Annotated in this window: 24 protein-coding genes; 19 read left to right on the forward strand and 5 right to left on the reverse strand. The window is 66.7% G+C overall.

Annotated elements, in window-relative coordinates:
* Positions 1-4 precede the first annotated feature (4 nt).
* Positions 5-493, reverse strand: coding sequence for an inorganic diphosphatase (locus tag AC5RU7_RS12780; RefSeq protein ID WP_013599443.1), 489 nt, complete (start codon positions 491-493; stop codon positions 5-7).
* A 155-nt stretch (positions 494-648) separates the two neighbouring features.
* Here AC5RU7_RS12780 and dacB point away from each other — a divergent pair, with 155 nt between their 5' ends.
* The 15 genes from dacB (at position 649) to AC5RU7_RS12855 (ending at position 14,931) form a co-directional block, all read left to right on the forward strand.
* Positions 649-2,157: a D-alanyl-D-alanine carboxypeptidase/D-alanyl-D-alanine endopeptidase gene (gene dacB, locus AC5RU7_RS12785; RefSeq protein ID WP_494052544.1), complete on the forward strand. Its 1,509-nt coding sequence runs from the start codon at positions 649-651 to the stop codon at positions 2,155-2,157.
* Positions 2,158-2,283: 126 nt separating this feature from the next.
* Positions 2,284-3,486 carry a zinc-dependent metalloprotease gene (locus AC5RU7_RS12790; RefSeq protein ID WP_494052545.1) on the forward strand — a complete coding sequence of 401 codons (1,203 nt, stop codon included), beginning with the start codon at positions 2,284-2,286 and terminating at the stop codon, positions 3,484-3,486.
* 111 nt (positions 3,487-3,597) lie between these two features.
* Positions 3,598-4,674 carry a tRNA lysidine(34) synthetase TilS gene (tilS, locus tag AC5RU7_RS12795; RefSeq protein WP_494052662.1) on the forward strand — a complete coding sequence of 359 codons (1,077 nt, stop codon included), beginning with the start codon at positions 3,598-3,600 and terminating at the stop codon, positions 4,672-4,674.
* Between the two features lie 30 nt (positions 4,675-4,704).
* Complete coding sequence (gene hpt, locus AC5RU7_RS12800) at positions 4,705-5,256, forward strand: hypoxanthine phosphoribosyltransferase (RefSeq protein ID WP_009358389.1); 552 nt, start codon at positions 4,705-4,707, stop codon at positions 5,254-5,256.
* 2 nt (positions 5,257-5,258) lie between these two features.
* A complete protein-coding gene (locus tag AC5RU7_RS12805) occupies positions 5,259-5,630 on the forward strand; it encodes a VOC family protein (protein WP_494052546.1) in 372 nt (123 codons plus the stop codon).
* A gap of 188 nt (positions 5,631-5,818) precedes the next feature.
* Positions 5,819-7,882, forward strand: a complete 2,064-nt coding sequence (gene ftsH, locus AC5RU7_RS12810; RefSeq protein WP_494052547.1) for an ATP-dependent zinc metalloprotease FtsH — start codon at positions 5,819-5,821, stop codon at positions 7,880-7,882.
* Between the two features lie 9 nt (positions 7,883-7,891).
* Positions 7,892-8,536 carry a GTP cyclohydrolase I FolE gene (gene folE, locus AC5RU7_RS12815; protein WP_494052548.1) on the forward strand — a complete coding sequence of 215 codons (645 nt, stop codon included), beginning with the start codon at positions 7,892-7,894 and terminating at the stop codon, positions 8,534-8,536.
* A gap of 11 nt (positions 8,537-8,547) precedes the next feature.
* On the forward strand, positions 8,548-9,468 hold the full coding sequence (gene folP, locus AC5RU7_RS12820) for a dihydropteroate synthase (RefSeq protein WP_494052549.1): 921 nt from the start codon (positions 8,548-8,550) through the stop codon (positions 9,466-9,468).
* A gap of 14 nt (positions 9,469-9,482) precedes the next feature.
* Complete coding sequence (folB, locus tag AC5RU7_RS12825; protein WP_494011884.1) at positions 9,483-9,914, forward strand: dihydroneopterin aldolase; 432 nt, start codon at positions 9,483-9,485, stop codon at positions 9,912-9,914.
* Positions 9,911-10,456 (forward strand): 2-amino-4-hydroxy-6-hydroxymethyldihydropteridine diphosphokinase, encoded by a 546-nt coding sequence (folK, locus tag AC5RU7_RS12830; protein WP_133349599.1) that lies wholly within the window; start codon positions 9,911-9,913, stop codon positions 10,454-10,456. The genes folB and folK overlap by 4 nt, the downstream gene beginning before the upstream one ends.
* Positions 10,453-10,998 carry a DUF3180 domain-containing protein gene (locus AC5RU7_RS12835; RefSeq protein ID WP_494052550.1) on the forward strand — a complete coding sequence of 182 codons (546 nt, stop codon included), beginning with the start codon at positions 10,453-10,455 and terminating at the stop codon, positions 10,996-10,998. The genes folK and AC5RU7_RS12835 overlap by 4 nt, the downstream gene beginning before the upstream one ends.
* Entirely contained in the window at positions 10,979-11,491 is a 513-nt protein-coding gene (locus AC5RU7_RS12840; RefSeq protein ID WP_494052551.1) for a PH domain-containing protein, read from the forward strand. The genes AC5RU7_RS12835 and AC5RU7_RS12840 overlap by 20 nt, the downstream gene beginning before the upstream one ends.
* Complete coding sequence (locus tag AC5RU7_RS12845; RefSeq protein WP_494052552.1) at positions 11,488-13,110, forward strand: PH domain-containing protein; 1,623 nt, start codon at positions 11,488-11,490, stop codon at positions 13,108-13,110. The genes AC5RU7_RS12840 and AC5RU7_RS12845 overlap by 4 nt, the downstream gene beginning before the upstream one ends.
* On the forward strand, positions 13,103-13,996 hold the full coding sequence (locus tag AC5RU7_RS12850) for a Rossmann-like and DUF2520 domain-containing protein (RefSeq protein ID WP_494052553.1): 894 nt from the start codon (positions 13,103-13,105) through the stop codon (positions 13,994-13,996). The genes AC5RU7_RS12845 and AC5RU7_RS12850 overlap by 8 nt, the downstream gene beginning before the upstream one ends.
* 2 nt (positions 13,997-13,998) lie before the next feature.
* Positions 13,999-14,931, forward strand: coding sequence for a 4-phosphopantoate--beta-alanine ligase (locus AC5RU7_RS12855; RefSeq protein WP_494052554.1), 933 nt, complete (start codon positions 13,999-14,001; stop codon positions 14,929-14,931).
* A 46-nt stretch (positions 14,932-14,977) separates the two neighbouring features.
* Here AC5RU7_RS12855 and AC5RU7_RS12860 read toward each other — a convergent pair whose 3' ends face one another.
* Positions 14,978-15,244, reverse strand: coding sequence for a hypothetical protein (locus AC5RU7_RS12860; RefSeq protein WP_494052555.1), 267 nt, complete (start codon positions 15,242-15,244; stop codon positions 14,978-14,980).
* A gap of 129 nt (positions 15,245-15,373) precedes the next feature.
* On the opposite strand from AC5RU7_RS12860, the gene AC5RU7_RS12865 reads away from it, so the two are divergent.
* The gene (locus AC5RU7_RS12865) at positions 15,374-16,000 is read left to right on the forward strand and encodes a TetR/AcrR family transcriptional regulator (RefSeq protein WP_494052556.1); all 627 of its coding nucleotides are present in this window, start codon (positions 15,374-15,376) and stop codon (positions 15,998-16,000) included.
* Between the two features lie 63 nt (positions 16,001-16,063).
* Here AC5RU7_RS12865 and AC5RU7_RS12870 read toward each other — a convergent pair whose 3' ends face one another.
* A complete protein-coding gene (locus tag AC5RU7_RS12870) occupies positions 16,064-17,932 on the reverse strand; it encodes an HNH endonuclease signature motif containing protein (protein WP_494052557.1) in 1,869 nt (622 codons plus the stop codon).
* A 231-nt stretch (positions 17,933-18,163) separates the two neighbouring features.
* Here AC5RU7_RS12870 and AC5RU7_RS12875 point away from each other — a divergent pair, with 231 nt between their 5' ends.
* Positions 18,164-18,730: a type 1 glutamine amidotransferase domain-containing protein gene (locus AC5RU7_RS12875; RefSeq protein WP_494052558.1), complete on the forward strand. Its 567-nt coding sequence runs from the start codon at positions 18,164-18,166 to the stop codon at positions 18,728-18,730.
* A 127-nt stretch (positions 18,731-18,857) separates the two neighbouring features.
* The gene (locus AC5RU7_RS12880) at positions 18,858-20,336 is read left to right on the forward strand and encodes a DHA2 family efflux MFS transporter permease subunit (RefSeq protein WP_494052559.1); all 1,479 of its coding nucleotides are present in this window, start codon (positions 18,858-18,860) and stop codon (positions 20,334-20,336) included.
* A gap of 56 nt (positions 20,337-20,392) precedes the next feature.
* Here the strand turns inward: AC5RU7_RS12880 and AC5RU7_RS12885 are convergent, their stop codons facing one another.
* Both AC5RU7_RS12885 and AC5RU7_RS12890 read right to left on the reverse strand, forming a co-directional pair.
* Positions 20,393-21,229 (reverse strand): alpha/beta fold hydrolase, encoded by an 837-nt coding sequence (locus tag AC5RU7_RS12885; protein WP_494052560.1) that lies wholly within the window; start codon positions 21,227-21,229, stop codon positions 20,393-20,395.
* A gap of 154 nt (positions 21,230-21,383) precedes the next feature.
* On the reverse strand, positions 21,384-22,238 hold the full coding sequence (locus tag AC5RU7_RS12890) for an alpha/beta fold hydrolase (protein WP_494052561.1): 855 nt from the start codon (positions 22,236-22,238) through the stop codon (positions 21,384-21,386).
* Between the two features lie 48 nt (positions 22,239-22,286).
* On the opposite strand from AC5RU7_RS12890, the gene lysS reads away from it, so the two are divergent.
* Positions 22,287-23,825 (forward strand): lysine--tRNA ligase, encoded by a 1,539-nt coding sequence (gene lysS, locus AC5RU7_RS12895; protein ID WP_494011870.1) that lies wholly within the window; start codon positions 22,287-22,289, stop codon positions 23,823-23,825.

Below are 23,825 nucleotides of genomic sequence, written 5' to 3' on the forward strand. Positions count from 1 at the left end.
GGGATTAGTGGCCGGTGGGCACGTAGCGCTTGATGGAGGCTTCCAGCTCTGCCTCGGCGGCGGCGCGGTCGCCCCAGCCCTCGGCCTTGACCCACTTGCCCGGCTCCAGGTCCTTGTAGCGGGTGAAGAAGTGCTCGATTTCCTTGATCAGGAACTCGTTGACGTCGCTGACTTCCTGGATGTGGTCGAAGCGGGCGTCCACGGGGACGCACAGGATCTTGGCATCTCCGCCGCCGTCGTCGGTCATGTTGAAGACGCCGATGGGGCGGGACTCGACGATGACGCCCGGGTGCAGGTCGAAGTCCTGCAGGAGCACCAGTGCGTCCAGGGGATCGCCGTCCTCGCCGAGGGTGTTTTCGAAGTACCCGTAGTGGGTGGGGTACTGCATGGCGGTGAAGAGGACGCGGTCCAGGCGGACGCGGCCGGTCTCGTGGTCAACTTCGTACTTGACGCGCGATCCCTTGGGGATCTCGATGGTCACGTCGTGCTTCATGGAATGCTCCTCGGCGATTGCAGGGGGTGCGCGGCACACTTGACGGGCCCACAAAAAGGAGTGTCCGTGCCGCCGACTACAATTGAGGATATAGCGAGAGGCCCTGGAATCAGGAACTTGTGGGGAAATTTCAGGACTTGAGGACCAGCACCAGCATGACCAAAACAACCGGCACGGATCCGTGGCCTGACCGCATCCGCCGGAATGTCAAAAGCGGCGGGGAGGGTGTCCGCCGCACCTGGCCGCTGGCCGTGCTCACCGCGCTCCTGGCGGTCCTGGCCATCCCCGCCGTAATGCTCGTGGCCCCCGGATTCCTTGGCCCGGAACCGCCCGCCCCGGCGCCCGCCGCGCCGGAATGGCAGCAGGCCCCGTCAACTCTTTCCCCGCGCCAAGGACTTGCCGCTTTGGACGCATCCGCAGCGGTTCCGTCCCGGGAAGCGCTCACCGCCCAGGTGGATCCCCTGTTGAAGGCCGACGGCGGCGGCACTTTCACGGGCATCGTCCAGGATGCGCTCACGGGCCAGGTCCTCTTCGACAGGGGCGGCTCCGAAGGCCGCGTGCCGGCGTCGAACATGAAGCTCCTGACGGCGATGGCCGCGCTGCGCACCCTGGGCCCGGACCATCGATTCAGCACAACCGTTACTGCCGGTCCGGCCGCGGGCCAGGTAGTTCTCACGGGCGGCGGGGACGTCCTGCTGGGCCCGGGGGAATCCGACGTCGAAGGGGTGCTGGGCCATGCCGGCCTGGCCACCCTGGCGGCCCGGACGGTCGAAGGGCTGCAGGCACGTGGAACAATCGGCGAGGTCAAGGTCCTGGTGGACGATTCCCTCTTTACCGGGCCAGCCCTCAACCCTGCCTGGCAAGAGGGCGATGTTGCCGCCGGCGAGGTGGCGCCGCTCTACCCGCTGGCGCTCAATTCGGCACGCTTCGATCCTGCCGTCACCACCGGGCCGCGCCCGCAGGACTCGGCCATCACGGCCGCGGAGGTGTTTGCGGCCCGGCTGCGGGAAGCGGGTGCGGCCGCGGGACTCACTGTGGCGGCCGGCGTCGAACGTTCACCGGGGGCAGGCCAAGGTGGGGCTGGTGCGGACCCTGCGGTCCTGGCGGAAGTGGAATCAGCCACGGTGGCCCAGCAGGTTGACCTGATGCTGCAGGAATCGGACAACTACCTGGCGGAGGCACTGGGCCGGCTTGCTGCCCTTGCCGCCGGCCTGCCCGGCAGCAACGACGGCGCCACGGCGGCTGTCCGCGCGCAGGTGGCAGAGGCCGGAATCCCCGCGGAATCCATGAAGCTCGTTGATGTGTGCGGGCTCGCGATGGGCAACCAGGTCTCCGCCCGCCAGTTCGCCGAGGTGGTGCGCACCATGACGGCCGGCACTGACGGCAGGCTCCGGGAAGCGCTGGACGGGTTCCCCGTGGCGGGGCTGACCGGCACCCTGGACACGCGGTACGGGGAAGGCACCACGGCGGGCGGCGCGGGGCTGGTGCGGGCCAAGACCGGCACCCTGAACACGGTCCTGGCGCTGAGCGGCTATGTAGTGGATGCGGACGGCCGGCTGCTGGTGTTCTCCTTCATCGGCAACGGGCTCACCCCCGGAGCCGCCGGCAATAAAGTAGCGCTGGACAGGGCGGCCACGGCCCTCGCCGCCTGCGGCTGCCGCTAGGATTCGCGGCGCGCCCGTTCTGTGGCCGCAAGCCGTGGTAAGGCTGTGTAAGTTACCGGACCCCTCTGGTTCGCCGGTCAGCGAACTTAAGGACGATCCCCGGCCTGCTGTGTTCTGATGGGACCTATGGAGTCCATTGCACGCGAGTCCGCATCGACCTTGCCCTCATCGGACGGCTCAGAAGCCCTGTCCACGAACGGGCAGTCCACTAGTGCGCAGCCCAACGCTGCCCAGCCAGTCACTGCCCAATCCCTGATCAACTGGGATCTCGCGGCCTCGGCTGCGGCGCGGCTTGCTCCCGCCGGGCCGGTCCTGGACCAGGCGGAAATCGGGGAAGCCGTGGACAGCCTGCGCCGGCTTGCCGACGCTTCGGTGTCCCACGTCCACGAAATCACCGGGCTCGAAGCGGCCAGGGACCTGCGGGACTCCACGGTGCTGGTGGTGGACAGGGCATCCTGGGCGAAGGCAAACACCCAGAGCTTCGCGGTGATGCTGAAGCCCGCCATGGAGAAGATGCTTGAAAACCGCCGCGGCTCCCTGAGCCCTGCGGCCGCCAGCGTCAGCGGTGCCATCACCGGAAGCCAGTTGGGCGCCGTCCTGGCCTTCCTGTCCAGCAAGGTGCTGGGCCAGTACGATCCCTTCGCCGCCATGGCCGAAGGGTCGGTTGCGCCATCGGGCGGCAGGCTCCTGCTGGTTGCGCCCAATATCGTGTCCGTGGAGCGCGAACTTAATGTCACGCCGGAGGATTTCCGCCTGTGGGTGTGCCTGCACGAGCAGACCCACCGCGTGCAGTTCGCCGCTGCCCCGTGGCTGCGGCACCACATGCTGCAGCAGATCGACGAACTCAGCGGGCACCTGCTCGGCAACGTCGACTCGCTGATGGAGCGGGCCACCGCGGCCGCCCGGTCGCTGAAGGACCGCTCGGCCAACGGTAATACGCCGGGCCGCGGCGCCATCCTGGACCTGCTGCAGGACCCGGAGGAAAAGGCCGCCATCTCGCACCTCACTGCCGTGATGAGCCTGCTGGAGGGGCATGCGAATGTGGTGATGGACGCCGTCGACGCCAGCATCGTGCCGTCCGTGAAGACCATCCGGCAGCGGTTCAACGACCGCGGCAAGGACCGCGGCGTGATCGAGAAGTTCATCCGCAACCTCCTGGGCCTCGATGCCAAGATGCGCCAGTACTCCGACGGCGCCCGGTTTGTCCGCGCCGTGGTGGATGTTGCCGGGATGGAAGGGTTCAACCGGGTCTGGGAGTCTGTGGACCACCTGCCCACCGAGCCTGAAATCCACGACGCCAAGCTGTGGCTTGAGCGGATGGGACTGTAATTGCCTGACGCTGCGCCTGACGTTGTACCTGCAGCCGCCGCTGCTGCAAACGTCCCCAGCGGACGACGCCGGCCAGGCAGGCTCGCGCCCGTCGTCGGCACTGCGCGCAAAATGTTGGGCGACGCTCTTGCCCAGGCCGGCTACCCCGGGCACCTCCTGGTGGCCTGCAGCGGCGGGCCGGACTCCCTGGCGCTCGCCGCCGTCGCAGCCTATTTCGCCCGCCGCGGGCATGTTGACGGCCACCCCGTGACGGTAGGTGCGGTGGTGGTTGACCACCAGCTGCAGGAGGGTTCGGACCACGTGGCCGCACGCACCGCGGCGGCGCTCAAGGACCTGGGGCTGTCGCCGGTGGAGATCCGCACCGTGACGGTGGCAGGCGCGGGCATGGGCCCGGAGGCTGCAGCCCGGGAAGCGCGGCACGAGGCTTTGGAAGCGGCGGCTGCCGGCCAGGGCGCGGACGCGATCCTGCTCGGGCACACGCTCGATGACCAGGCCGAACAGGTCCTGCTGGGGCTTGCCCGCGGCTCCGGAACCCGTTCCCTTGCCGGCATGCGGCCGGCCCGCCAGGGCCAGGGAAACAGCATCCTGCTCCGGCCTTTCCTGAACGTCCGGCGGGCGGACACCGAAGAAATCTGCGCCGTGGAGGAACTGGAGCCGTGGCACGATCCCACCAACACCGACCCGTCCTTCGCCAGGTCCCGCACCCGGGTTGAAGTCCTCCCGCACCTTGAGGAGAAGCTGGGCCCCGGCGTCGCCGAATCCCTCGCCCGTACGGCCGCCATCCTGCAGCTCGACGCCGACTACCTCGAGAACGTGGCGGAAAGCACTTACCTTTCCCTGGCGGAACGGAACGGACAGGACGTGGCTTTGCCGGAGGAGTCGTTGCGTGCTTTGGCCCCCGCCATCCGCTTCCGCGTGATCGCCAAGGCAGCGGCCGACGTCGGCGGGCAGCAGCCCAGCTACCAGCGGCTCGTTGCGGCGGAGGCGCTGCTGCGGCGGCAGGGTTCCGCGGGTCCCGTCCAGCTTCCGGGCGGGGTGGGCGTGTACCGGTTGTCGCTCGCTGAACTCGAAAGCGCAACGGATGCTGCACCTGCACTGCCGGACGGTGCGGAGCCCGGATCCGTTCCCCGTGGAGGGCCGCGCTGTGGGAAGCTAGTGTTCCGGCATCAAAAACCGCCCACAAAATAGTCGCACCCCGCATCTACACAGGAGCCATTGGTGGATTCTAACGACGTCCAGGCAGACCTCAAGCACGTTCTCTACACCAAGGAACAGATCCAGCAGCGGATCACCGAACTCGCAGCCCAGATCGACAAGGATTACGAGGGACGCGAAATCCTCATCGTGGGTGTGCTCAAGGGCGCCGTCATGGTCATGGCTGACCTGGCCCGGGCGCTGCACAGCCACATCTCCATGGACTGGATGGCTGTCTCCTCCTACGGCTCCGGGACGCAGTCCTCAGGTGTGGTGCGCATCCTCAAAGACCTCGATACGGACCTGATGGGCAAGGACGTGCTGATCGTCGAGGACATCATCGACTCCGGCCTGACCCTCTCCTGGCTGAAGACGAACCTGGAATCGCGCGGCACCGCGTCCGTGGAAATCTGCACCGCATTCCGCAAGCCCACCGCCGCCAAGGTGGAAATCGACGTCAAGTACGTGGGCTTCGACATCCCCAACGAGTTCGTGGTGGGCTACGGCCTGGACTATGCCGAGAAGTACCGCAACCTGGACTTCGTGGGCACGCTGGCCCCGCACGTTTACGAGTAACCATGGAACTCGGCGCGTTCTCGGTAGGCCTCGCCGTGGAGGACCTTGCGGCGTCCATGGAGTTCTACGCGAAACTGGGCTTTGCGCAGTACGCCGGGGATTTGGCCCAGAACTGGGTGATCATGAAGAACGGCCACGCCAACATCGGGCTGTTCCAGGGGATGCTCGAGAAAAACGTGCTGATCTTCAACCCGGGCTGGAACCAGGACGCCGAAGCGCTCGGCTCGTTCACGGATGTCCGTGAACTCCAGCGGCAGCTGAAGGCCCAAGGCGTCAGGTTCGACGCCGAGGCGGACGAGGCAACGGCGGGCCCCGCAAGCGCGATCCTGGCAGACCCGGACGGCAACCCCGTTTACCTGGACCAGCACGTGTAGGTGCCGGTGTGCACCCGGCAGTCCCCGGGCCGGCCCTTGTGCCCGTACGCCCATAGGGAACTTTTGCTTTTCACCATGCGTGATCTACTCCGGACGGTGTATAGCTAGAAGCTGACGCAGCACCATCACGCGCGCAGACTACTCGCCGTGCAGCACTACCAGAAGGGACGGGGCCAGCCCCCGAACAGATGAAAGCTAAGAACTTTTTCAAGGGCCCGGGCATCTGGATCGTCGTCGTGGTCGGTCTGCTCCTGGTGGCTTTTGCGACGCTGGCTCCCGGCGGTGCGGCACGGATCGACACCGACAAGGGCCTTGAACTGCTGGCCGGCGACCAGGTGGAGCAGGCAAAGATCTTCGACGGCGAAAACCGCGTTGACCTGACCCTCAGGGACAACCTGAACCTGGACGGCCAGGACAAGGGCAAGAGCGTCCAGTTCTTCTTCGTGGACGCCCGCGCCGAGGACGTAGTCAAGGCTGTCACCGATGCCCGTCCGGCCCAGGGCTACACGGACCAGCCCATCGAGAGCAACTGGTTCTCCGGCCTGCTGTCCCTCCTGATCCCCGTCATCCTCCTTGGCGCGCTCTTCTGGTTCCTTATGACCCGCATGCAGGGCGGCGGCTCCAAGATCATGCAGTTCGGCAAGTCCAAGGCCAAGATGGTCAGCAAGGACATGCCGCAGGTGACCTTCGCGGACGTCGCCGGCTCGGACGAGGCAGTCGAGGAACTGCAGGAAATCAAGGAATTCCTGCAGGAACCCGCCAAGTTCCAGGCCGTCGGCGCCAAGATCCCCAAGGGCGTGCTGCTGTACGGCCCTCCGGGTACCGGTAAGACCCTCCTGGCCCGCGCCGTCGCCGGCGAGGCAGGCGTTCCCTTCTTCTCCATCTCCGGTTCCGACTTCGTGGAAATGTTCGTCGGTGTTGGTGCCTCCCGCGTCCGCGACCTCTTCGAGCAGGCTAAGGCCAACTCCCCGGCGATCATCTTCGTCGACGAGATCGACGCCGTGGGCCGCCACCGCGGTGCCGGCATCGGCGGCGGCAACGATGAACGCGAACAGACCCTTAACCAGCTGCTGGTTGAGATGGACGGCTTCGACGTCAAGACCAACGTGATCCTGATCGCTGCCACCAACCGTCCCGACGTGCTGGACCCCGCCCTGCTCCGCCCGGGCCGCTTCGACCGCCAGATAGGCGTTGAGGCCCCGGACCTGATCGGCCGCGACCAGATCCTGCAGGTGCATTCCAAGGGCAAGCCGATGGCCCCTGGTGTCGACCTCAAGGCAGTTGCCAAGAAGACCCCCGGCTACACGGGTGCGGACCTGGCCAACGTGCTCAATGAGGCCGCCCTGCTCACGGCCCGCTCCAACGCCAACCTGATCGATGACCGTGCGCTGGACGAGGCTATCGACCGCGTCATGGCCGGTCCGCAGAAGCGCAGCCGCGTGATGAAGGAACACGAGCGCAAGATCACCGCCTACCACGAAGGTGGCCACGCGCTGGTGGCGGCCGCGCTGCGCAACTCCGCACCGGTCACCAAGATCACCATCCTTCCCCGCGGACGAGCATTGGGCTACACCATGGTGGTGCCGGAGAACGACAAGTACTCCATAACCCGCAACGAACTCCTGGACCAGATGGCCTACGCCATGGGCGGCCGTGTTGCCGAGGAGATCGTGTTCCACGATCCGTCCACCGGCGCATCGAACGACATTGAAAAAGCCACCGGCACTGCCCGCAAGATGGTCACCGAATACGGCATGAGCGAGCGCGTGGGTGCCGTCCGCCTGGGACAGGGCGGCGGCGAGCCGTTCCTGGGCCGCGACGCTGGGCACGAGCGCAATTACTCGGACCAGATTGCGTACGTGGTGGACGAGGAAGTGCGCCGCCTGATCGACCAGGCCCATGACGAGGCTTACGCCATCCTCACCGAGAACCGCGACGTCCTTGACCGCCTTGCCCTCGAGCTGCTGGAACGCGAAACGCTGAACCAGGCCGAGATCGCAGACATCTTCCGCGATGTCCGCAAGCGCGACTTCCGCGAGGTGTGGCTCTCCAAGGAGACGCGGCCGGTGCAGATGGCCGGTCCCGTGGAATCGCCACGTGAACGGGCCGAACGCGAGGCGCAGGAGGAAGCCAAGCAGGCCCGCCTGGATGAGCCGCTGGACGCCCAGCCCCCGCATCCGCAGGGCGTTCCGGAAGACGCTCCGTTTCGGGGCGGCGTCCCCGAATCGGGGCCTGACGCCCTTCGCGGCTAAGCTTTCTTCGTGACTTCCTTCGACGACGACGACGTTCCCACCTCCGCCGGCACCCTGGCGGAGGACCGTTCCTCCCATTCCAAGCACCAGAAAGTGGACCGGCCAAGGATTGAGGCGGCTGTCCGCGAAATCCTGCTGGCCATCGGCGAGGACCCCGACCGCGGCGGCCTGATTGACACCCCGAAACGGGTGGCCAAGGCCTACGCGGAAGTGTTCGCGGGGCTGCACCACGACCCCGCGGACGTCCTGTCCACCACCTTCGACCTGGACCACGAGGAACTGGTCCTGGTCAAGGACATCCCCTTCTACTCCACCTGCGAGCACCACCTGGTGCCGTTCCACGGGACGGCCCACGTGGGTTACATCCCCTCGCATGACGGAAAAGTCACCGGGTTGAGCAAGCTGGCCCGGCTCGTGGATATCTACGCCCGCCGCCCCCAGGTTCAGGAGCGGCTCACTACTGAGATCGTCGAAGCGCTGGTCCGCCACCTCAATCCGCGTGGTGCCATCGTTGTTGTCGAATGCGAACACATGTGCATGTCAATGCGCGGTATCCGCAAGCCCGGAGCGAAGACCGTCACCAGCGCGGTCCGCGGGCAGCTTCATGACCCGGCCACCCGTGCCGAGGCCATGAGCCTCATCCTCGGAAGGTAACCAAACAGACCATGGACTCACTAGCTGCAGCCCCGGGAACCGGGCCCGCAACATCACCGCTGCCCATCCTGCGTAAACCGCGCCCGGCAGCGCGCTTCGAAGACCTCCCCACCGGCCGCACCCTGGTCATGGGAATTCTGAATGTCACGCCCGATTCCTTCAGCGACGGCGGCAAGCATGCCAGCGCGGACAGTGCCATCGCAGCTGGCCTGCGCATGTTCTACGCCGGAGCGGACATCATCGACGTCGGGGGCGAATCCACCCGCCCGGGCGCTGAGGACGTCAGCCCGGAAGAAGAGCAGCGCCGTGTCATTCCCGTCGTTGAGTCCCTGGTCAAGGCGGGGGCGCTGGTCAGCATCGACACCACCCACGCCTCCACTGCCGCTGCCGCAGTTGCCGCCGGAGCAGCGATCATCAACGACATCTCCGGCCTCAGCATTGAACCGGAAATGGCCGAACTCGTGGCCGCTTCCAAGGTCCCGTACATCCTCACGCACCGCCGCGGCGACGCCCGCACCATGAATTCCCTTGCGGAATATGCGGATGTGGCCGGTGAAGTGGTGGCCGAACTCGCCGGCGTTCGGGACAAGCTTTATGCCGCGGGTGTCAGCCAGGACCAGATCATCATCGATCCCGGCCTGGGCTTCGCGAAGAACGATGCCCAGAACTGGGAACTCCTGCAGAACCTGGACCAGCTGGACAGCCTGGGCCACAAGGTCCTGGTGGGTGCGTCCCGCAAGCGGTTCCTGGGAACCCTGCTGACCGTGGCCGGCAAGTCCGCTTCTCCTGAGGAGCGCGACGCCGCCACCGCCGCGATCACGGCGATCTGCGCCTACCGCGGTGCCTGGGCGGTCCGCGTGCACGACGTCGGCGCCAGCCTGGACGCCGTCAAGGTCGCCGCCCGCGTGGCGGCAGCATCCACAACGACGTAAGGGCCGGGGGACCCATGGACAGGATTACGCTGACCGGTGTGACCGCCGTCGGCCATCACGGCGTTTTCGATTTTGAACGCCGCGAGGGCCAGCCCTTTGTGGTGGACGCGGTGCTGTACCTGGACTTCGCGAAGGCGGCGGAATCCGACGACGTCAGCGACACCGCGCACTACGGCGAGGTTGCGCAGCGTATTACCGAATGGGTCTCAGGTGAACCGCTGAACCTGATCGAAGCCCTGGCTGTAAGGATTGCCGACAGCCTGCTGGAGGAATTCCCGCTCCGGGCGGTGGACATCACCGTGCACAAGCCGCAGGCGCCCATCGAGGTGCCCTTCGGCGATGTGGCAGTCTCTGTCCACCGCGAAAAGCCCGTGCACCGGGAACAGCCGGCCCGGAGGGAACGGCCCCTGCACGGGGAGAGGCCCGTGGAGGGGGATACGGCGTGAATGCCGGCTATGCCAAGGTGGTGCTGGCCCTTGGCAGCAACCTGGGGGAGCGGAACGACACCCTGTCAGAAGCGGTGGGTGACCTCGTTGACCCGCCGGAAGTGCGGCTCCTGGACGTGTCCCCGATCGTCCAGACCAAGGCAGTGGGCGGCCCGCCCGGCCAGCCCGACTTCCTGAACATGGTCATTACGGTGGAAACCAGCCTTTCCCCGCTCGAACTGCTGGCACACTGCCATGCCGTGGAGAACAAGCACCACCGGGTACGGGAGGTGCGCTGGGGGCCGCGGACGCTCGACGTCGACATCATCACCTACGGGGACCTCCGCAGCGACGACCCCGTGCTCACGCTGCCGCATCCCCGCGCCGCCAGCCGGGCCTTCGTCCTCTACCCCTGGTCCCTGATTGAACCCGCCGCAACACTGGAGGGTGAACGCATCAGTGCGTTGGCTGCCCGGGCTGACGACTTCGAGGACCTGGCGCCGTTCGACGGCTTCGGGGATTTCGACGGGATGCCCACGGCCGGGGCGGTGGAGGAACGATGAAGCCCATCAGCCCGCTGCGCCTCCTGGTCATCGGCGTCATCCTGGCCGTTGCGGGCTGGTCTGCCACGGTGGTCACCAGCCGGTACAGCATGGCCACTCCGGTCCTGCCCGCTACAGCTCTCGCCACCATGGGCGTGATCGTGGCCATCACCCTCATCCTGGGCATTCGAGTTTTGCGGTGGCGCAACAGCCTCAAGGACAGCACCAAGAAGAAGACCGTGCTGGATCCGCTCCTGGCCGCCCGCACCCTGGTCCTCGCCCAGGCCTGCGCCTACGCCGGCACCGTGCTCCTGGGCTGGCACGTGGGTATTTTCCTGGACCAGCTGCGCATCTGGAGCCTCCGCAGCGACCAGGGCATCACCTGGCTGGCCCTGGCCATGGCCGGTGGCGGGCTGGTGATGATCGTGGTAGGGCTGCTGGTGGAGCGCTTCTGCCGGATCCCGCCGGAGGACGGCGACACCAAGGGCGTGGACGGGAAGCCCGGCCGCGCGGTCCGCGGGGAAGCCACGGGGGAAGGCGAATATGCATACCGAGGCGATTGATCCGCCGGGCATCGTCTGGCAGCGGGTATCGCCCAGGTACGTCACAGTCCGCCTGGTGGAGTGGGCCCTGGGCAATGTGGTGGCGGTGTTGCTGCTGTCCCTGCCCCTGGTGTTCGTTCTCCTGGGCTGGTGGATCTGGCCGCCGCTGTGGCTGGCCGTTGCCGTTCCGGCCGTGATGCTGGTGGTGGCCATCTGGCGGCTGGTGCTGATTCCGCGCCAGGTCCGGGTCATTGGCTATGCCGAACGGGATGACGACCTCCTGATCCGCACCGGGATCTTCTTCCAGCGCACCCTGGCCGTTCCGTATGGCCGGATGCAGTACGTGGATATCGGGGTGGGGCCGGTGGAACGCGGGCTTGGCCTGTGCACGCTCAAGCTGCACACCGCTTCGCCCGGAACCAACGCCAGGATCCCGGGCCTGCCGGCAGCTGAAGGTGCCCGGCTCCGTGAACAGCTGGCAGCCCGGGGCGAAGCCAGGCTGGCAGGGCTGTGACCGCTGACGGGCGGATCCCAGGCCCGGGTGAGCCGGCAAACGCGCCCCTGCCCGCCGCGTTTCCGCCGCCCGTTCCAGGCCAGCCGGCGTCCGACGGCGAGTGGCTGCGTGTGCACCCTGCCTCGCCGTTCGTCCGCGGCTGGGTGGCGCTGGCCGCGATTGGTTTCTTCTTCGGCCGCGACATTTTCGAGCGGTCCCTCCAGGGCCGGCCCGTGTTCGAGGAAGAGCTGGCGGGCCGGGCGCCCTTCCTGCTGGCCGGTGGCGGGACCTTGCTGCTGCTCACCGTGCTGGGTTTCGTCCTGACCTGGTACTTCACCAAGTACCAGATATCGGCCGGCTACGTCAGGGTCAACACCGGCTTCCTGTTCCGCCAGCAGCGGCAGGCGAGGCTGGACCGGGTGCAGGCCATCGATATCGTCCAGCCGCTGCTTGCCCGGATCTTCGGGCTGGCCGAACTCAGGTTCGAGGTGGCGGACGCCGGGGAGTCCGCGGTACGCCTGGCCTACCTGAAGATCGACGATGCCCGGCAGCTCCGCGCCACCATCCTCGCCCGGGCTGCCGGTTTGGACCCCGGCCCGGAAGGGACTGGCGAGGCCGCGCCCGAGGCACCGGAACTCCCGGTACTTGCGGTGCCGCCGTCGCGCCTTGCCGGTTCGCTGCTGCTCAGCGAGCAGAGCTTTTTCGTGGCCTTGGGCGCTGTGGCGTCCGCGGTCCTGTCCGCCGTCACGGACAACCAGGGGTTCTACCTGTACCTGATCCCGGCGGCTCTGGGCCTCGCGGCGAGCTACTGGAACCTGTTCAACAAGGGCTACAACTTCACTGCCGCCATCTCACCGGACGGCATCCGGCTGCGATACGGGCTGCTGGACACGCAGGCGCAGACGCTCCCGCCCGGCCGGATCCAGGCCCTCAAGATCACCCAGCCACCGCTGTGGCGCCCCTTCGGCTGGTACCGGATGCAGGTCAACGTTGCCGGCTACGGCCTGATGGAGAACGCGGGGGAGGGCACTTCCCGCACCACGCTGCTGCCCGTGGGAAAGCTCGACGATGTCATGAGCATGCTCGCACTGGTGCTGCCGGATCCCGGAACGGACCAGCCGGCTGCAGTCTTTGGAGCCGGCCTCACCGGACTGGATTCCGACGGCGGCTTCGTCACCACTCCGCGGCGCGCCCAACTCCTTGCCCCTTTGGGCTGGCGCCGGAACGGGTTCACGGCCACCGGCACTGCCCTGCTCATCCGGTCCGGACGGTGGTGGCGGGAACTTGTGGTGGTGCCGCACCAGCGGACCCAGTCCATGGCGCTGCACCAGGGACCGCTGGCCCGCCGGTTCCGTGTTGCCGACCTGGTCCTGCACACCACGGCCGGTCCGGTCACGCCCCGGCTTGCCCAGGCGGACAGCCACGAAGCGCTCGCGCTGTTCGACGCCCAGTCAGCCCGGGCCAGGCTCGCCAGGAAGCGGCAGACCACAGAACAATGGCTTCGGCAGGTGGCCCCGGCGGGGATGGAGCCGGCACCGGCTTTAGTTGATCCAGCACCGGCGGCAGTTGAGCCGCCGCCGCTGGTTCAGCCTGCGGAAGCCCCTGCCCACGATCAACAGGAAGGCCGCCAGCATGGCTAAGCCCGGACGCCTGGGCGTCGGAATTATTGGTGCAGGGAAAGTAGGGGCGGTCCTTGGCGCCGCCTTGCGCGCTGCGGAACACGCGGTCGTCGGGGTGTCTGCGGTGTCTGACGCAAGCCGTGAGCGGGCCGAATCGCTGCTTCCCGGTGTCCCGGTCCTGCAGGTGCAGGAAATAGTGGAGCGCGCCGAACTGGTCCTGCTCGCGGTGCCGGATGATGCCCTGCCGGATCTCGTGGACGGGCTGGCCACCCTGGGTGCATGGCAGCCGGGCCAACTGGTGGCACACACGTCGGGCCGGTTCGGCGTGGGCGTCCTGCATCCCGTGCGCGCCGCGGGTGCGGTTCCGCTGGCGCTCCATCCGGCCATGACCTTCACCGGGATGAGCCTTGACCTCACCCGGCTGCTTGACTGCACCTTCGGGGTCACGGCGGACGCCGCCATGCTACCGATCGCCCAGGCGCTGGTGGTTGAGATGGGGGCAGAGCCGGTGGCCATCGCCGAGGCAGACCGCACCCTCTACCATGCAGCCCTGGCGCACGGGTCAAACCACCTGGTTACCCTGGTGGCGCAGGCTTCCCAGCTGCTGGGCGAGGTGGGCGTGGAGCAGCCTGAGCGCATGCTCGGCCCGCTGCTGCGCGCCACCCTGGAGAACGCACTGGCCTCGGGTGAGTCAGCCCTGACCGGACCGGTGGCGCGGGGCGACGTCGGAACGGTGCGGGCGCACGCGGAGGCTCTTCGGGAGTACGACGGCGGCGGGCAGGGTGATGTGCTGGAGGCCTACCTTGCGATGGCCCGGGCCACGGCGCGGCGGTCCGAAGGGCGTGGACTGTTGAAGCCTGATCAGCTGGACGGGCTGCGACGTGCCCTGGAACAGGGGGAGGACTGACCTTGCCCATCAAGCTCGTGACCACAGTGGCGGAACTGCACGCGGAAAGCGCCCGGCTCCTGGCCGCCAAGCAGGGAGTATCCCAGGCTTTGGTGCCCACCATGGGTGCGCTTCACGAGGGCCACGCCGCATTGGCGCGTGCCGCCGTCGCGCAGAACGACGTGGTGGTTGCCACCATCTTCGTCAACCCGCTGCAATTTGGCGATGCAGTGGACCTGGACCGTTACCCGCGGACGCTGGACGCTGATCTTGCACTGCTTGACGCCGAGGGTGTGGACCTGGCTTTCGCGCCTTCGGTGGAGGAGGTTTATCCCGGCGGGGAGCCGCTGGTGCGGATCACGTCCGGACGGCTGGGGGAGAAGTGGGAGGGCGCCTCCCGTCCCGGGCACTTCGACGGCGCCCTCACCGTGGTGGCCAAGCTGCTGCACTACGGCATCCCTGCCGCGGGGCTGCCCGCTTCCGGTATGGCAGTAGCCGATGCTGCCGGGAACCGGCTGCCGGCCTACCGCGCCTACTTCGGGCAGAAGGATGCCCAGCAGCTGGCACTGGTGCGGCGCATGGTGTCTGACCTCAACTTCCCCGTGGAGATTGTGGGGGTTCCCACCGTCCGATCCGCCGACGGACTCGCGCTGTCCAGCCGTAACCGTTTCCTGTCCGACGACGAGCGGGAGGCAGCGCTAGTGCTGTCCCGGGCGCTGCGGCTGCTGGAGGAACGGGCCGCCGCACGGGAACCGCTGGACCTGGAGTCGGCCGTGGACCTGGTGAAGTCCCAGCCGCTGGTGGAGCTGGACTACTTCGACGTGGTGGATCCTGCCACCCTTGAGCCTCTTGCCGAGAACTGCCGCGAGACCCCGTTCCGTGGCGAGGGGCTGGCACTCATCGCCGCCAGGGTGGGTCCGGTACGGCTGATCGACAACGTGCCGCTGAATTCGTGACCGGCACCCCTGAACTCATGACCCGGCGCAGGGGCCATTCCGCCGGCTACAGTCCCGGGTGCTCGCGGTTGGTCATGAGCTGTTCGAGGAGTGCACGCTCAGGGCGGCCAGGGTTCCGGGCCACGCACCGTCGGAGCCTCGCGCGCGAGAGCTCTTCCCCGGGGTCCTTGCTGCAGAGCAGTTCATCAATGATTTCCTGTGCCTGCCACCGGAGGGAGTCGATGGCGAACTGCCTGATCTCGGCAGGGGTATCACTGGCCATCCAGGGGTCGGGGTCCGAAGGCACGCTCTGGAACAACCGCTCTGCTGACATCGGGGCCTCCTTGCACCAATCCGAAGTGGCCGGTGAGCTGGCCCCTGCGGTGTCCTCTGATCTGCGCGTAGGAACGACACTACCGCGGGAAAGACCGGTCTGTCTTCCCCGCGATAGACTGGAATTGCGATGAATCCCGAAGCAGAGTTCACACCGCCTGCCGCTCCTTTGGCGGCAGATGCGGCTATCACTCCTGCCGGTTCTGTGGAGAGGATCCTGGCCGTCGCGTATGAGCTCTTCTCCAGGCGGGGTGTCCGGGATGTGGGGGTCAACGAGCTGATCGACAAGTCCGGCGTGGCCAAGGCGACGTTTTACCGGCACTTCCCGTCAAAGGATTCCCTGGTCCTGGCCTTCCTTGAGCAGCGTGACAAACAGTGGACCGTCAACGCCATCGTTTTGGAGGCCCGCCGCCGCGGCAGCACTCCCGAAGAGCAGTTGCTGGCCATCTTCGACGTGTTTGGGGACTGGTTCCTCCGGGAAGATTTTGAGGCCTGCTCCTTCATCAACGTCCTGCTGGAGATGGGTCCCGCCCATCCGCTGGGCCAGGCCAGTATCGACTACCTGGCCAAGATCCGGGGCCATGTGCAGGTGCTCGCGGAGGAGGCCGGGCTGGTCCGTCCGGAGGAATTCGCCCGGTCCTGGCACATCCTCATGAAGGGCTCCATCATTTCCGCCACCGAGGGCGACATGCAGGCCAACAAGCGTGCGCAGCAGATGGCGGGCTGGCTGATTGAGCACCACCGGCCCGGCTCCTGATTCGCTGTCCGTCGTTCCGCAGGTTTGCGTGGCTTCAGCCGTAGCTGGGTTCTTCGGGCGCGGTCAGGTGTGAAGCAAGGTTGGGACGCCCGAAGCCCGATCGGTTAGGGTCCAGCCGCTGAGGGTTAGATCCTTTTCTGGGTCCGGTGGGAGGACGACGGGCATGGCGTAGAAGTCGTCCCACACGGGGTCGTAGGGTGCGATGTCGTCGGGATCGATGAGGTTGTCGTCATCTGGCTCTTCACCTGGGGGATCCAGCAGGTGCGGCGCGGTGTTCAGTTCCTGAACCAGGACGTTGTGTGGCCAGATGGTTGGTTCCCGGTCGGGTTGTTCGGCGGGGTAGTGGCGGCCGGTGGGTGAGGTCCAGCCGGGTGGTGCAGTTTCTGTTGCTTGGGTGGGTGTCCAGCCGCTGTTGTGTTTGAGCCGGTGGTGTTTTGGGCAGAGTTGTGCCAGGTTGCTGATGCCGGTGGTTCCGCCGTGTTGCCAGGCGGTGAGGTGGTCGGCTTCGTTGTCCAGGGCGTTGTTGTTGCAGCCGGGGAAGGTGCATTTGCCGTCCCGGAGCCGGAGGGCGTGTCTCATTGCTTTGGTGATGCGGTAGCTGGTGCGGCCTATTTCCAGCGGGGCTCCGTCGCGCGGGTCGATGAAAACGCGGGTGAAGGAATTCGCTCCGTCGGCGAGGAGTTGGCGGGCTATGGACGCGGGGATGGGGCCGTAGCCGTCGAGGATGGCTGGTTCGTCCGTTTGGCCGAACAGGGCGAACACGGGGACGGTGACCCGGACGTCGGCGCGGGGTGTGGGGACTTTCCCGGCTTCGGGGCTGGCTGCGCCAGGGACCGCGGTGTTGGTGCTAGTTCCCGCTTGGCCGGTGCTGTTGTCCTGGGCGCCGGGGTTATTGGTTGCGTCGATGTGATCGTTGGTTCCGAAGCGAGTGTCGTCGGGGATGCCGAGGTCCGCAGTGGGTTCGTCGGACCCGACGAGGGTGGCGAGCCCGAGGAATTCATCAGGGAACTGTCCACCGGCGCCCTCCGTGTCCCCGCTGCGCGCGAGGGTGCTGCCGATGGGCGTGCTGCCGGCTACGGCGTCTGTGGTGGTAGTTATGGCTTGGGCGGGGGTGAGGAGGTGGCGAGTGAACTCGTCAGCTCTGATCTGGGTGAGGGTCCGGGTTTCGTTGGGGCCTTGCAGGCCGCGGGCGATGGCCGTGGTTTTGTTCCAGGCCGCCAACGCGGTGTCGGCGGGGAGGTAGGCGGAGATCCAGGCCATGCCGTCCCGGTCAGGGGTGAATTCGACCCGCCGGTCAACCGCGGATTTGGCGTGGCGTTTTTCGATGGAGTTGGGGTGGTGGCGTTCGCGCCAGGCCCGCACCTTCGACCTCAACCGTGAAGGAACCAGCTGCCCAGCCGGACAGCCCCGGGCAGGATTCGGCGCATCAGGGTCCAGGAAGTGGTCCGCTAACGCCACAGCGCTGGCGTGGTCCAGGTTCTCGGTTTCGTCGGCGATGATCCTGGCGCCCTGCCAAGACAACGCCCCGGAAGACAGATTGCCGTAGACCGAGGGGAGGGAGCAGACCCGCCGGGCCTGGGTGAGGAACGCCCCGGCGGCCCCGGAGCTGATGGTCAGGATCCCGGCGATTTCTTCCACTGCCGATATTTCCGTGTAGGTGCGGTCGTGGGTGGAGGCGTCGGGTGGGGTCGTGGCCTGCTGCAAGTCGAGGCACTGGGCGGCGTCGCGGGCCTTGAGCGCGGCAACCTGCGCCTCGAGCTTGGATTCCAGGCCCAGTCGTTCCAGGCGGAGCTCATAGGCGCGCTGCAAGACGTCTGTCTCTTCATCTACGGAATTTTGCAGCTGCGCGTCTTCAAGGAACAAGGCGTCGAGGGCTGTGACAGAGGCATGAATGGCCGCCATCACCGCTGCCGTGCCTGCGCCGTTTCCCATACCTGAATCATCGCGGGAGGGTACGACATTCTCTGTGCACGCCCGCCCCAGGAGGGAGGCCAAGCCCAGCCAGCCCACCGCCGTAGTTCCCGCTACCCCAGCCGAAGCGTAATAGTCAGCTTGCTTATTACTTTCGGGCTTCCTAGGCTGGTAGCTGTCAGGCAAACAACTCTCGTGGCGGAACTTGGCGCGCCAAAAGCGGGCCTGGGCCGCCTCAGATGAGGAGGAACAATGTCAGAACACAACATTGCAGGCAAGAAGGTTGCATTCCTGCTGGCGGACGGCGTGGAGCAGGTTGAACTGACCAGCCCCTGGCAGGCCGTGAAGGACGCCGGCGGACAGCCAACGCTCGTGGCCCTCAAGAGCGGCAAGCTGCAGGGCTTCAAGGGCACGGAAAAGGGCGACACCTTTGACGTAGACCTCACTGTTGCCGAGGCTAACGCCTCCGACTTCGACGCCCTGGTCCTGCCGGGCGGCGTGGTCAATGCGGACCACCTCCGCGTGGACAAGGATGCGCAGAGCTTCACCCGGAGCTTCTTTGAGCAGCACAAGCCCGTTGCCTCCATCTGCCACGGGCCATGGGTGCTCATCGAGGCCGGCGTGGTGCGCGGCCGGAACGTCACGTCCTACCACACGCTGGAAACAGACCTGAAGAACGCCGGGGCAAACTGGACGGACCAGGAAGTGGTGGTTGACCAGGGCCTGGTGACGAGCCGCAACCCCGGCGACCTTCCCGCATTCAACAGCAAGCTGGTGGAGGAAATCTCCGAAGGCCAGCACGCAGGCCAGACCGCCTGACACCTTCTGTTCCCTCAGGGTTTGAAAAAGATCCCGCGCGGAGGAATTACTCCAACCGGTAGAGTGTTGGCATCTGCAGCGGCCAGGTCCGCGCATCACACTCATTACTCTCCCTGAGGGAACACTCATGTCTACCGAAGTCTCGCCGAACGCCAGCGGCCAGTCCGTCCAATCCGAAGGAATACAGCCCGCCGCGCCGGAGAAGATGTCCCGGGAGTCCGTGACCATCATCAGCACGCTGCTGGTGGCCACGTTCGTGGTCATCCTCAACGAGACCATCATGAACGTCGCCCTCCAGCGGCTCATGGTCGACCTGCAGGTGGATGCCCCCACCGTCCAGTGGCTCTCCACCGGGTTCATGCTGACCATGGCAGTGGTCATTCCCACCACCGGCTTCATCCTCCAGAGCCTGTCCACCCGCAAGGTTTTCATGCTGGCCATGGGGCTCTTCGCCGGCGGCACCGCCCTCGCGGCCGTGGCACCCGGATTCGAGGTCCTGCTGCTCGCCCGCATCATCCAGGCAGGCGGCACCGCGATCATGCTGCCCCTGCTGATGACCACCATCCTCACGCTGGTGCCGCTGGCCAAGCGCGGTGCCGTGATGGGCAACGTCAGCATCGCCATCTCGGTGGCGCCGGCCATGGGGCCGACGGTTTCAGGCCTGATCCTGGAGCACTTCACCTGGCGCTTCATGTTCGTGTTCGTCCTGCCCGTGGCCCTGGCCGCGCTGGCAATCGGTGCCAAATACCTCACCAACGTTGGCGAAGCCGAGCGGACCAAGCTGGACTTCCTTTCCGTCCTGCTGACCGTTCCCGCGTTCGGCGGGCTGGTCTACGGCCTGAGCCAGATCGGCGGCGGCCACGGCGGGCAGGCCGGTCCGGGAGCGGGTGCCATCGCGGCACTGGTGATTGGCGTCTCCAGCCTGGCAGTCTTCGTCCTGCGGCAGGTCCGACTGCAAAAGGCCGAGGCCCCGCTGCTGGACCTCCGTGCGTTCAACTTCAGGATGTTCACCGTCTCGGTGCTGCTGATGGTGGTGGCCATGATGGCGCTGTTCGGCGGCGTCATCCTGCTGCCGCTCTACCTCCAGGAAATCCGCGGCCTGGGATCCCTCGAAACGGGCCTCGCGCTGCTCCCGGGCGGCCTCGCGATGGGCCTGCTGGGCCCAGTCATCGGTCGGCTCTTCGACAAGGTGGGCCCGCTGCCGCTCACCGTCACCGGTTCCATCCTGATGGTTCTCACCTTGTGGCAGTTTTCAATGCTCGACGCCGGCACGGCAGTCTGGTGGATTGTCACCCTGCATGTGGGGCTGAGTTTCGGGCTGGCGCTGCTGTTCACTCCCGCGTTCACCACCGGCCTGAACCCGCTCCCGCCGCACCTGTACTCGCACGGTTCCGCGATCATGAGCACCACGCAGCAGGTGGCGGGTGCGGCCGGGACGGCGCTGCTGGTATCCATCTTCGCGGTGGTGTCCGCGACGTCGGGCCTCGTCGCCGGGATGAGCGCCGCCTTCCTGACGGCAACCGTCATAGCCTTTGCCGCCGTCGTGCTTTCGGCGATGATGCGCAAGACGGAAGGCGTAACCGCAGGACACGGCGCGGGGCACTGACTGGCAAGCAAAGAAGCCCTTGCACCCCTCCGGGATGCAAGGGCTTCTTTGCTTTGTTACCCGGCGTAGAACTCCGCCAGCTCCTTGATGAGGACGTCCGGTGCCTTAATGGCGCCGTCGTGCCCATACCCGGGAAGGATGGTGTAGCTGGAACCGGAGAGGACGTCGTGGATCTGGCCGCACGCCACTCCGAAGTAGGCCGGGCTCTTCTCGCCCACCACGATCAGGGTTTCCAGCGGCAACGCCAGGAAGGGTTCGGCCGGCATGTCCGCGGCGATGATCGCCTTGATTTCGCGGACGCCGGTGCGCATCAGTTCGCGTTGCTGCTTGCCCTCGGACGTGCCGGCGGTCAGTTTGTTGGCCAGGGTCAGCATGGACAGCGGCATCCGGGACGAGAATGGCCCGCCTTCTTCGAGCCCCCGCTGGATCACGGCGAGGGCGCGGTCGTCATCACCGGCGGCAGCCGCGGCCTCATACTCGGCGATCCACTCCGCCTTGACGGAATGGTTGACGGAGACGGCGGGGTCGTACACGGCGAGCCGCTCCACCGGCAGGGTCCGCGCCGCGTGCAGGGCCACGGCGCCGCCGAAGCTGTGGCCGAAGACATCCGTGCTGGACGTGTGTTTCATGACGGTGTCCAGGTCGCGGATGTCCACATCCAGCGTGTAATCCTCCGGCTGGGGCGACGACGATCCCCGGCCCCGGCGGTTGAATGTGTGCACCGGGCGGCCCAGGGCTGCGCTGAGCTTCTGTGCGAACTTGGTGTAGTCGGCCGCGGTGACCATGGAGGGCGGGATGATCACTACGCCCGAACCGGCGGAAGCAAGTTCCGCGCCGGTGGAGAAGAGCTCCAGAGTGCCGCCGTCGGGGGTCCTGATGTTCTCACGCGTCATGGTCCGAGCCTAGCGGAGCAAGCTGGGCGTCAGCATCACGCCGCCCGGATGCGGTTCAGGAGAAACGCGCGGTGCCTTCTGAGTTTTTGTCCAGATACGGTGAGTCCCAAGCCGTCGAGGTAGCCATTTCTGGACAAAAACTACGGGGGTGGGCTCACCCTTTGAAGTACTCCGAGATGTCCGTCACCAGTTCGTTGACCGCCGCCGGGATCGAGCCGTGGAAACCCTTGGGGGAGAGCTCGTAGGTGCTCCCCGGAACGGCGGCGTGCAGCCGCTCCGCCGTGACCTTGTAGTAGCTGGGGCTCTTGCCGCCGGCCATGAAATGGGTATTGGCGGGCAGCACGCTGAAGTCCCTGGCATGGTCGGCCTCCTTGTAGGCGGCCCGCAGTTCGCCCACGCCGCTGGGCATCACCTCGCGGAACATCCTGTTGACCTTGGTCCGTGAGAGCAACGCCATCAGCCCGGCAAGGACGGGCTCCGGGATACGGGCCAGGGCCGACCCCGGTGATGTCGCCTTCTTCATGTGCGCCAGGGCGTGGCCCACCCTGCCGTTGTTGACCGCGTCCTCAAACCCGTCCAGCCAGGCGGTATCGATGCTGCCGTCGATGTTCACGGCTGCGTCGTACACGGCGAGCTTGTCCGGGACATGCGGGCTTCCGGTGAACTCCTGGACCGCGTTCAATGCCACGGAGCCACCCAGGCTGTGGCCCAGAATGTTCCTGGCACCCGTGGCGTCCAGGACCGAGCGGACGTCGGCGATCTCGGTGCCCATGCTGTAATCGGCCGGCTGTTCGGAGGAACGGCCGCGTCCCCGGCGGTCGTACACGTCCACTGCCCAGCCCTCCCCCAGGCCCTTGGCGAGGGCGATGGAGAACGGCCGGTAGATCAGGGCCGTCAGGAACGCTCCACCGATCAGCACCACCCGGCGTTCCCCCGGGGCATCCACCGTGCCGTAGCTGTACAAGGCCAGGCGGCCGCCGTCGTGGGTTGGAAGGAACCGTTCTTTCACCCGCCCCATCCTAGGCGGGGGCGGCCGCGCGAAGTCCCGGTAAACTTGATGACTGTGACTTCCCAAAACACCCCCGCCCCCAAGAACGCCCCCGAGCCCCTCGACGCCAGCGAGCAGATGCGGATCCGCATGGAGAAGCGCGCCAAACTGATCGAGCGCGGTACGGAGGCCTATCCGGTGGGAGTGGAGCGGACGCATTCGCTCGCCGAGATCCGTGAAAAGTACGCCCACCTCGAGGCGGACGACACCACCGGAGACATCGTTGGCGTCACCGGCCGGGTTGTGTTCATCCGCAACACCGGAAAGCTTTGCTTCGCAACCCTCCAGGAGGGCGGCACCGACGGCAAGGGAACCCGCCTCCAGGCCATGCTCAGCCTGGCCAGCATCGGGGAGGAAGCGCTCGCCGACTGGAAGGCCCTGGTGGACCTTGGTGACCACGTGTTCATCAAGGGCGAGGTCATCTCCTCCCGCCGCGGCGAGCTCTCCATCATGGCCGACTCCTGGGCCATGGCCTCCAAGGCGCTGCGCCCGCTGCCGGTGCTGCACGCCGAACTCAATGAGGAAACCCGTGTCCGGCAGCGCTACGTGGACTTGATGGTCCGCGACGAAGCGCGCGAGATGGTGTACACCCGCGCTGCCATCACCCGCTCCATCCGCGAAACGCTGTTCCGCCACAACTACGTGGAAGTCGAAACCCCCATCCTTAACCTGGTCCACGGCGGCGCACTGGCCCGTCCGTTCGAGACGCACATGAACGCGTTCGACCAGAAGATGACCCTGCGCATCGCCACCGAGCTGTACCTGAAGCGGGCTGTGGTGGGCGGCATCGACCGCGTCTACGACATGGGCCGCGTGTTCCGGAACGAAGGCGTTGACTCCACCCACAGCCCCGAATTCACCACCCTTGAGTGCTACGAGGCGTGGGCTGACCAGTTCGTCATGGCGGAGCGCATCAAGGAGATCATCCTGGACGCCGCTGACGCCGTGGGCGCCGGCCGCACCATCCAGACCGAGGCCGGCGAGATCAACCTCGACGGCGAGTGGGCCTGGCTTGCCGTTTACCCGGGGCTGTCCGACGCCGTCGGGCAGGAAATCACTCCGGACACCCCGCTTGAGGTGCTTCGCGAAGTGGCGGAAAAGCACGAGGTCAAGGTGGACCCCAAGTGGGACGCCGAAAAGCTGGCCGTGGAGCTCTTCGGCGAAATCGTGGAACCCACCCTGCTGAACCCCACGTTTGTCTACGACTACCCGCCCTCCGCCCAGCCGCTGGCACGCCCGCACCGCAAGGACGGCCGGCTCATCGAAGCCTGGGACCTGATCATCGGCGGCATGGAACGCGGCACGGCCTTCTCCGAACTGATCGACCCCGTCATCCAGCGCGAGCGGCTCACGGAGCAGTCCCGCCACGCCGCCGCCGGCGATGACGAGGCCATGCAGCTGGACGAGGACTTCCTGCGGGCGCTGGAGTACGGCGCGCCGCCCATGGGCGGCATCGGGCTGGGCATCGACCGCCTGGTGATGCTGTTCACCGGCGCAGGCATCCGGGAGACAATCCTCTTCCCCCTGCTGAAGCCCGAAGGCCAGTAG

The organism is Arthrobacter sp. K410C, from assembly GCF_059090105.1.

What these genes read in the sequence shown, in the direction of transcription:
- AC5RU7_RS12780 (WP_013599443.1), bottom strand. Translation starts at nt 493, where the DNA reads ATGAAGCACGACGTGACCATCGAGATCCCCAAGGGATCGCGCGTCAAG.
- dacB (WP_494052544.1), top strand. Translation starts at nt 649, where the DNA reads ATGACCAAAACAACCGGCACGGATCCGTGGCCTGACCGCATCCGCCGG.
- AC5RU7_RS12790 (WP_494052545.1), top strand. Translation starts at nt 2,284, where the DNA reads ATGGAGTCCATTGCACGCGAGTCCGCATCGACCTTGCCCTCATCGGAC.
- tilS (WP_494052662.1), top strand. Translation starts at nt 3,598, where the DNA reads ATGTTGGGCGACGCTCTTGCCCAGGCCGGCTACCCCGGGCACCTCCTG.
- AC5RU7_RS12805 (WP_494052546.1), top strand. Translation starts at nt 5,259, where the DNA reads ATGGAACTCGGCGCGTTCTCGGTAGGCCTCGCCGTGGAGGACCTTGCG.
- ftsH (WP_494052547.1), top strand. Translation starts at nt 5,819, where the DNA reads ATGAAAGCTAAGAACTTTTTCAAGGGCCCGGGCATCTGGATCGTCGTC.
- folP (WP_494052549.1), top strand. Translation starts at nt 8,548, where the DNA reads ATGGACTCACTAGCTGCAGCCCCGGGAACCGGGCCCGCAACATCACCG.
- folB (WP_494011884.1), top strand. Translation starts at nt 9,483, where the DNA reads ATGGACAGGATTACGCTGACCGGTGTGACCGCCGTCGGCCATCACGGC.
- AC5RU7_RS12835 (WP_494052550.1), top strand. Translation starts at nt 10,453, where the DNA reads ATGAAGCCCATCAGCCCGCTGCGCCTCCTGGTCATCGGCGTCATCCTG.
- AC5RU7_RS12840 (WP_494052551.1), top strand. Translation starts at nt 10,979, where the DNA reads ATGCATACCGAGGCGATTGATCCGCCGGGCATCGTCTGGCAGCGGGTA.
- AC5RU7_RS12850 (WP_494052553.1), top strand. Translation starts at nt 13,103, where the DNA reads ATGGCTAAGCCCGGACGCCTGGGCGTCGGAATTATTGGTGCAGGGAAA.
- AC5RU7_RS12860 (WP_494052555.1), bottom strand. Translation starts at nt 15,244, where the DNA reads ATGTCAGCAGAGCGGTTGTTCCAGAGCGTGCCTTCGGACCCCGACCCC.
- AC5RU7_RS12865 (WP_494052556.1), top strand. Translation starts at nt 15,374, where the DNA reads ATGAATCCCGAAGCAGAGTTCACACCGCCTGCCGCTCCTTTGGCGGCA.
- AC5RU7_RS12870 (WP_494052557.1), bottom strand. Translation starts at nt 17,932, where the DNA reads ATGGGAAACGGCGCAGGCACGGCAGCGGTGATGGCGGCCATTCATGCC.
- AC5RU7_RS12875 (WP_494052558.1), top strand. Translation starts at nt 18,164, where the DNA reads ATGTCAGAACACAACATTGCAGGCAAGAAGGTTGCATTCCTGCTGGCG.
- AC5RU7_RS12880 (WP_494052559.1), top strand. Translation starts at nt 18,858, where the DNA reads ATGTCTACCGAAGTCTCGCCGAACGCCAGCGGCCAGTCCGTCCAATCC.
- AC5RU7_RS12885 (WP_494052560.1), bottom strand. Translation starts at nt 21,229, where the DNA reads ATGACGCGTGAGAACATCAGGACCCCCGACGGCGGCACTCTGGAGCTC.
- lysS (WP_494011870.1), top strand. Translation starts at nt 22,287, where the DNA reads ATGACTGTGACTTCCCAAAACACCCCCGCCCCCAAGAACGCCCCCGAG.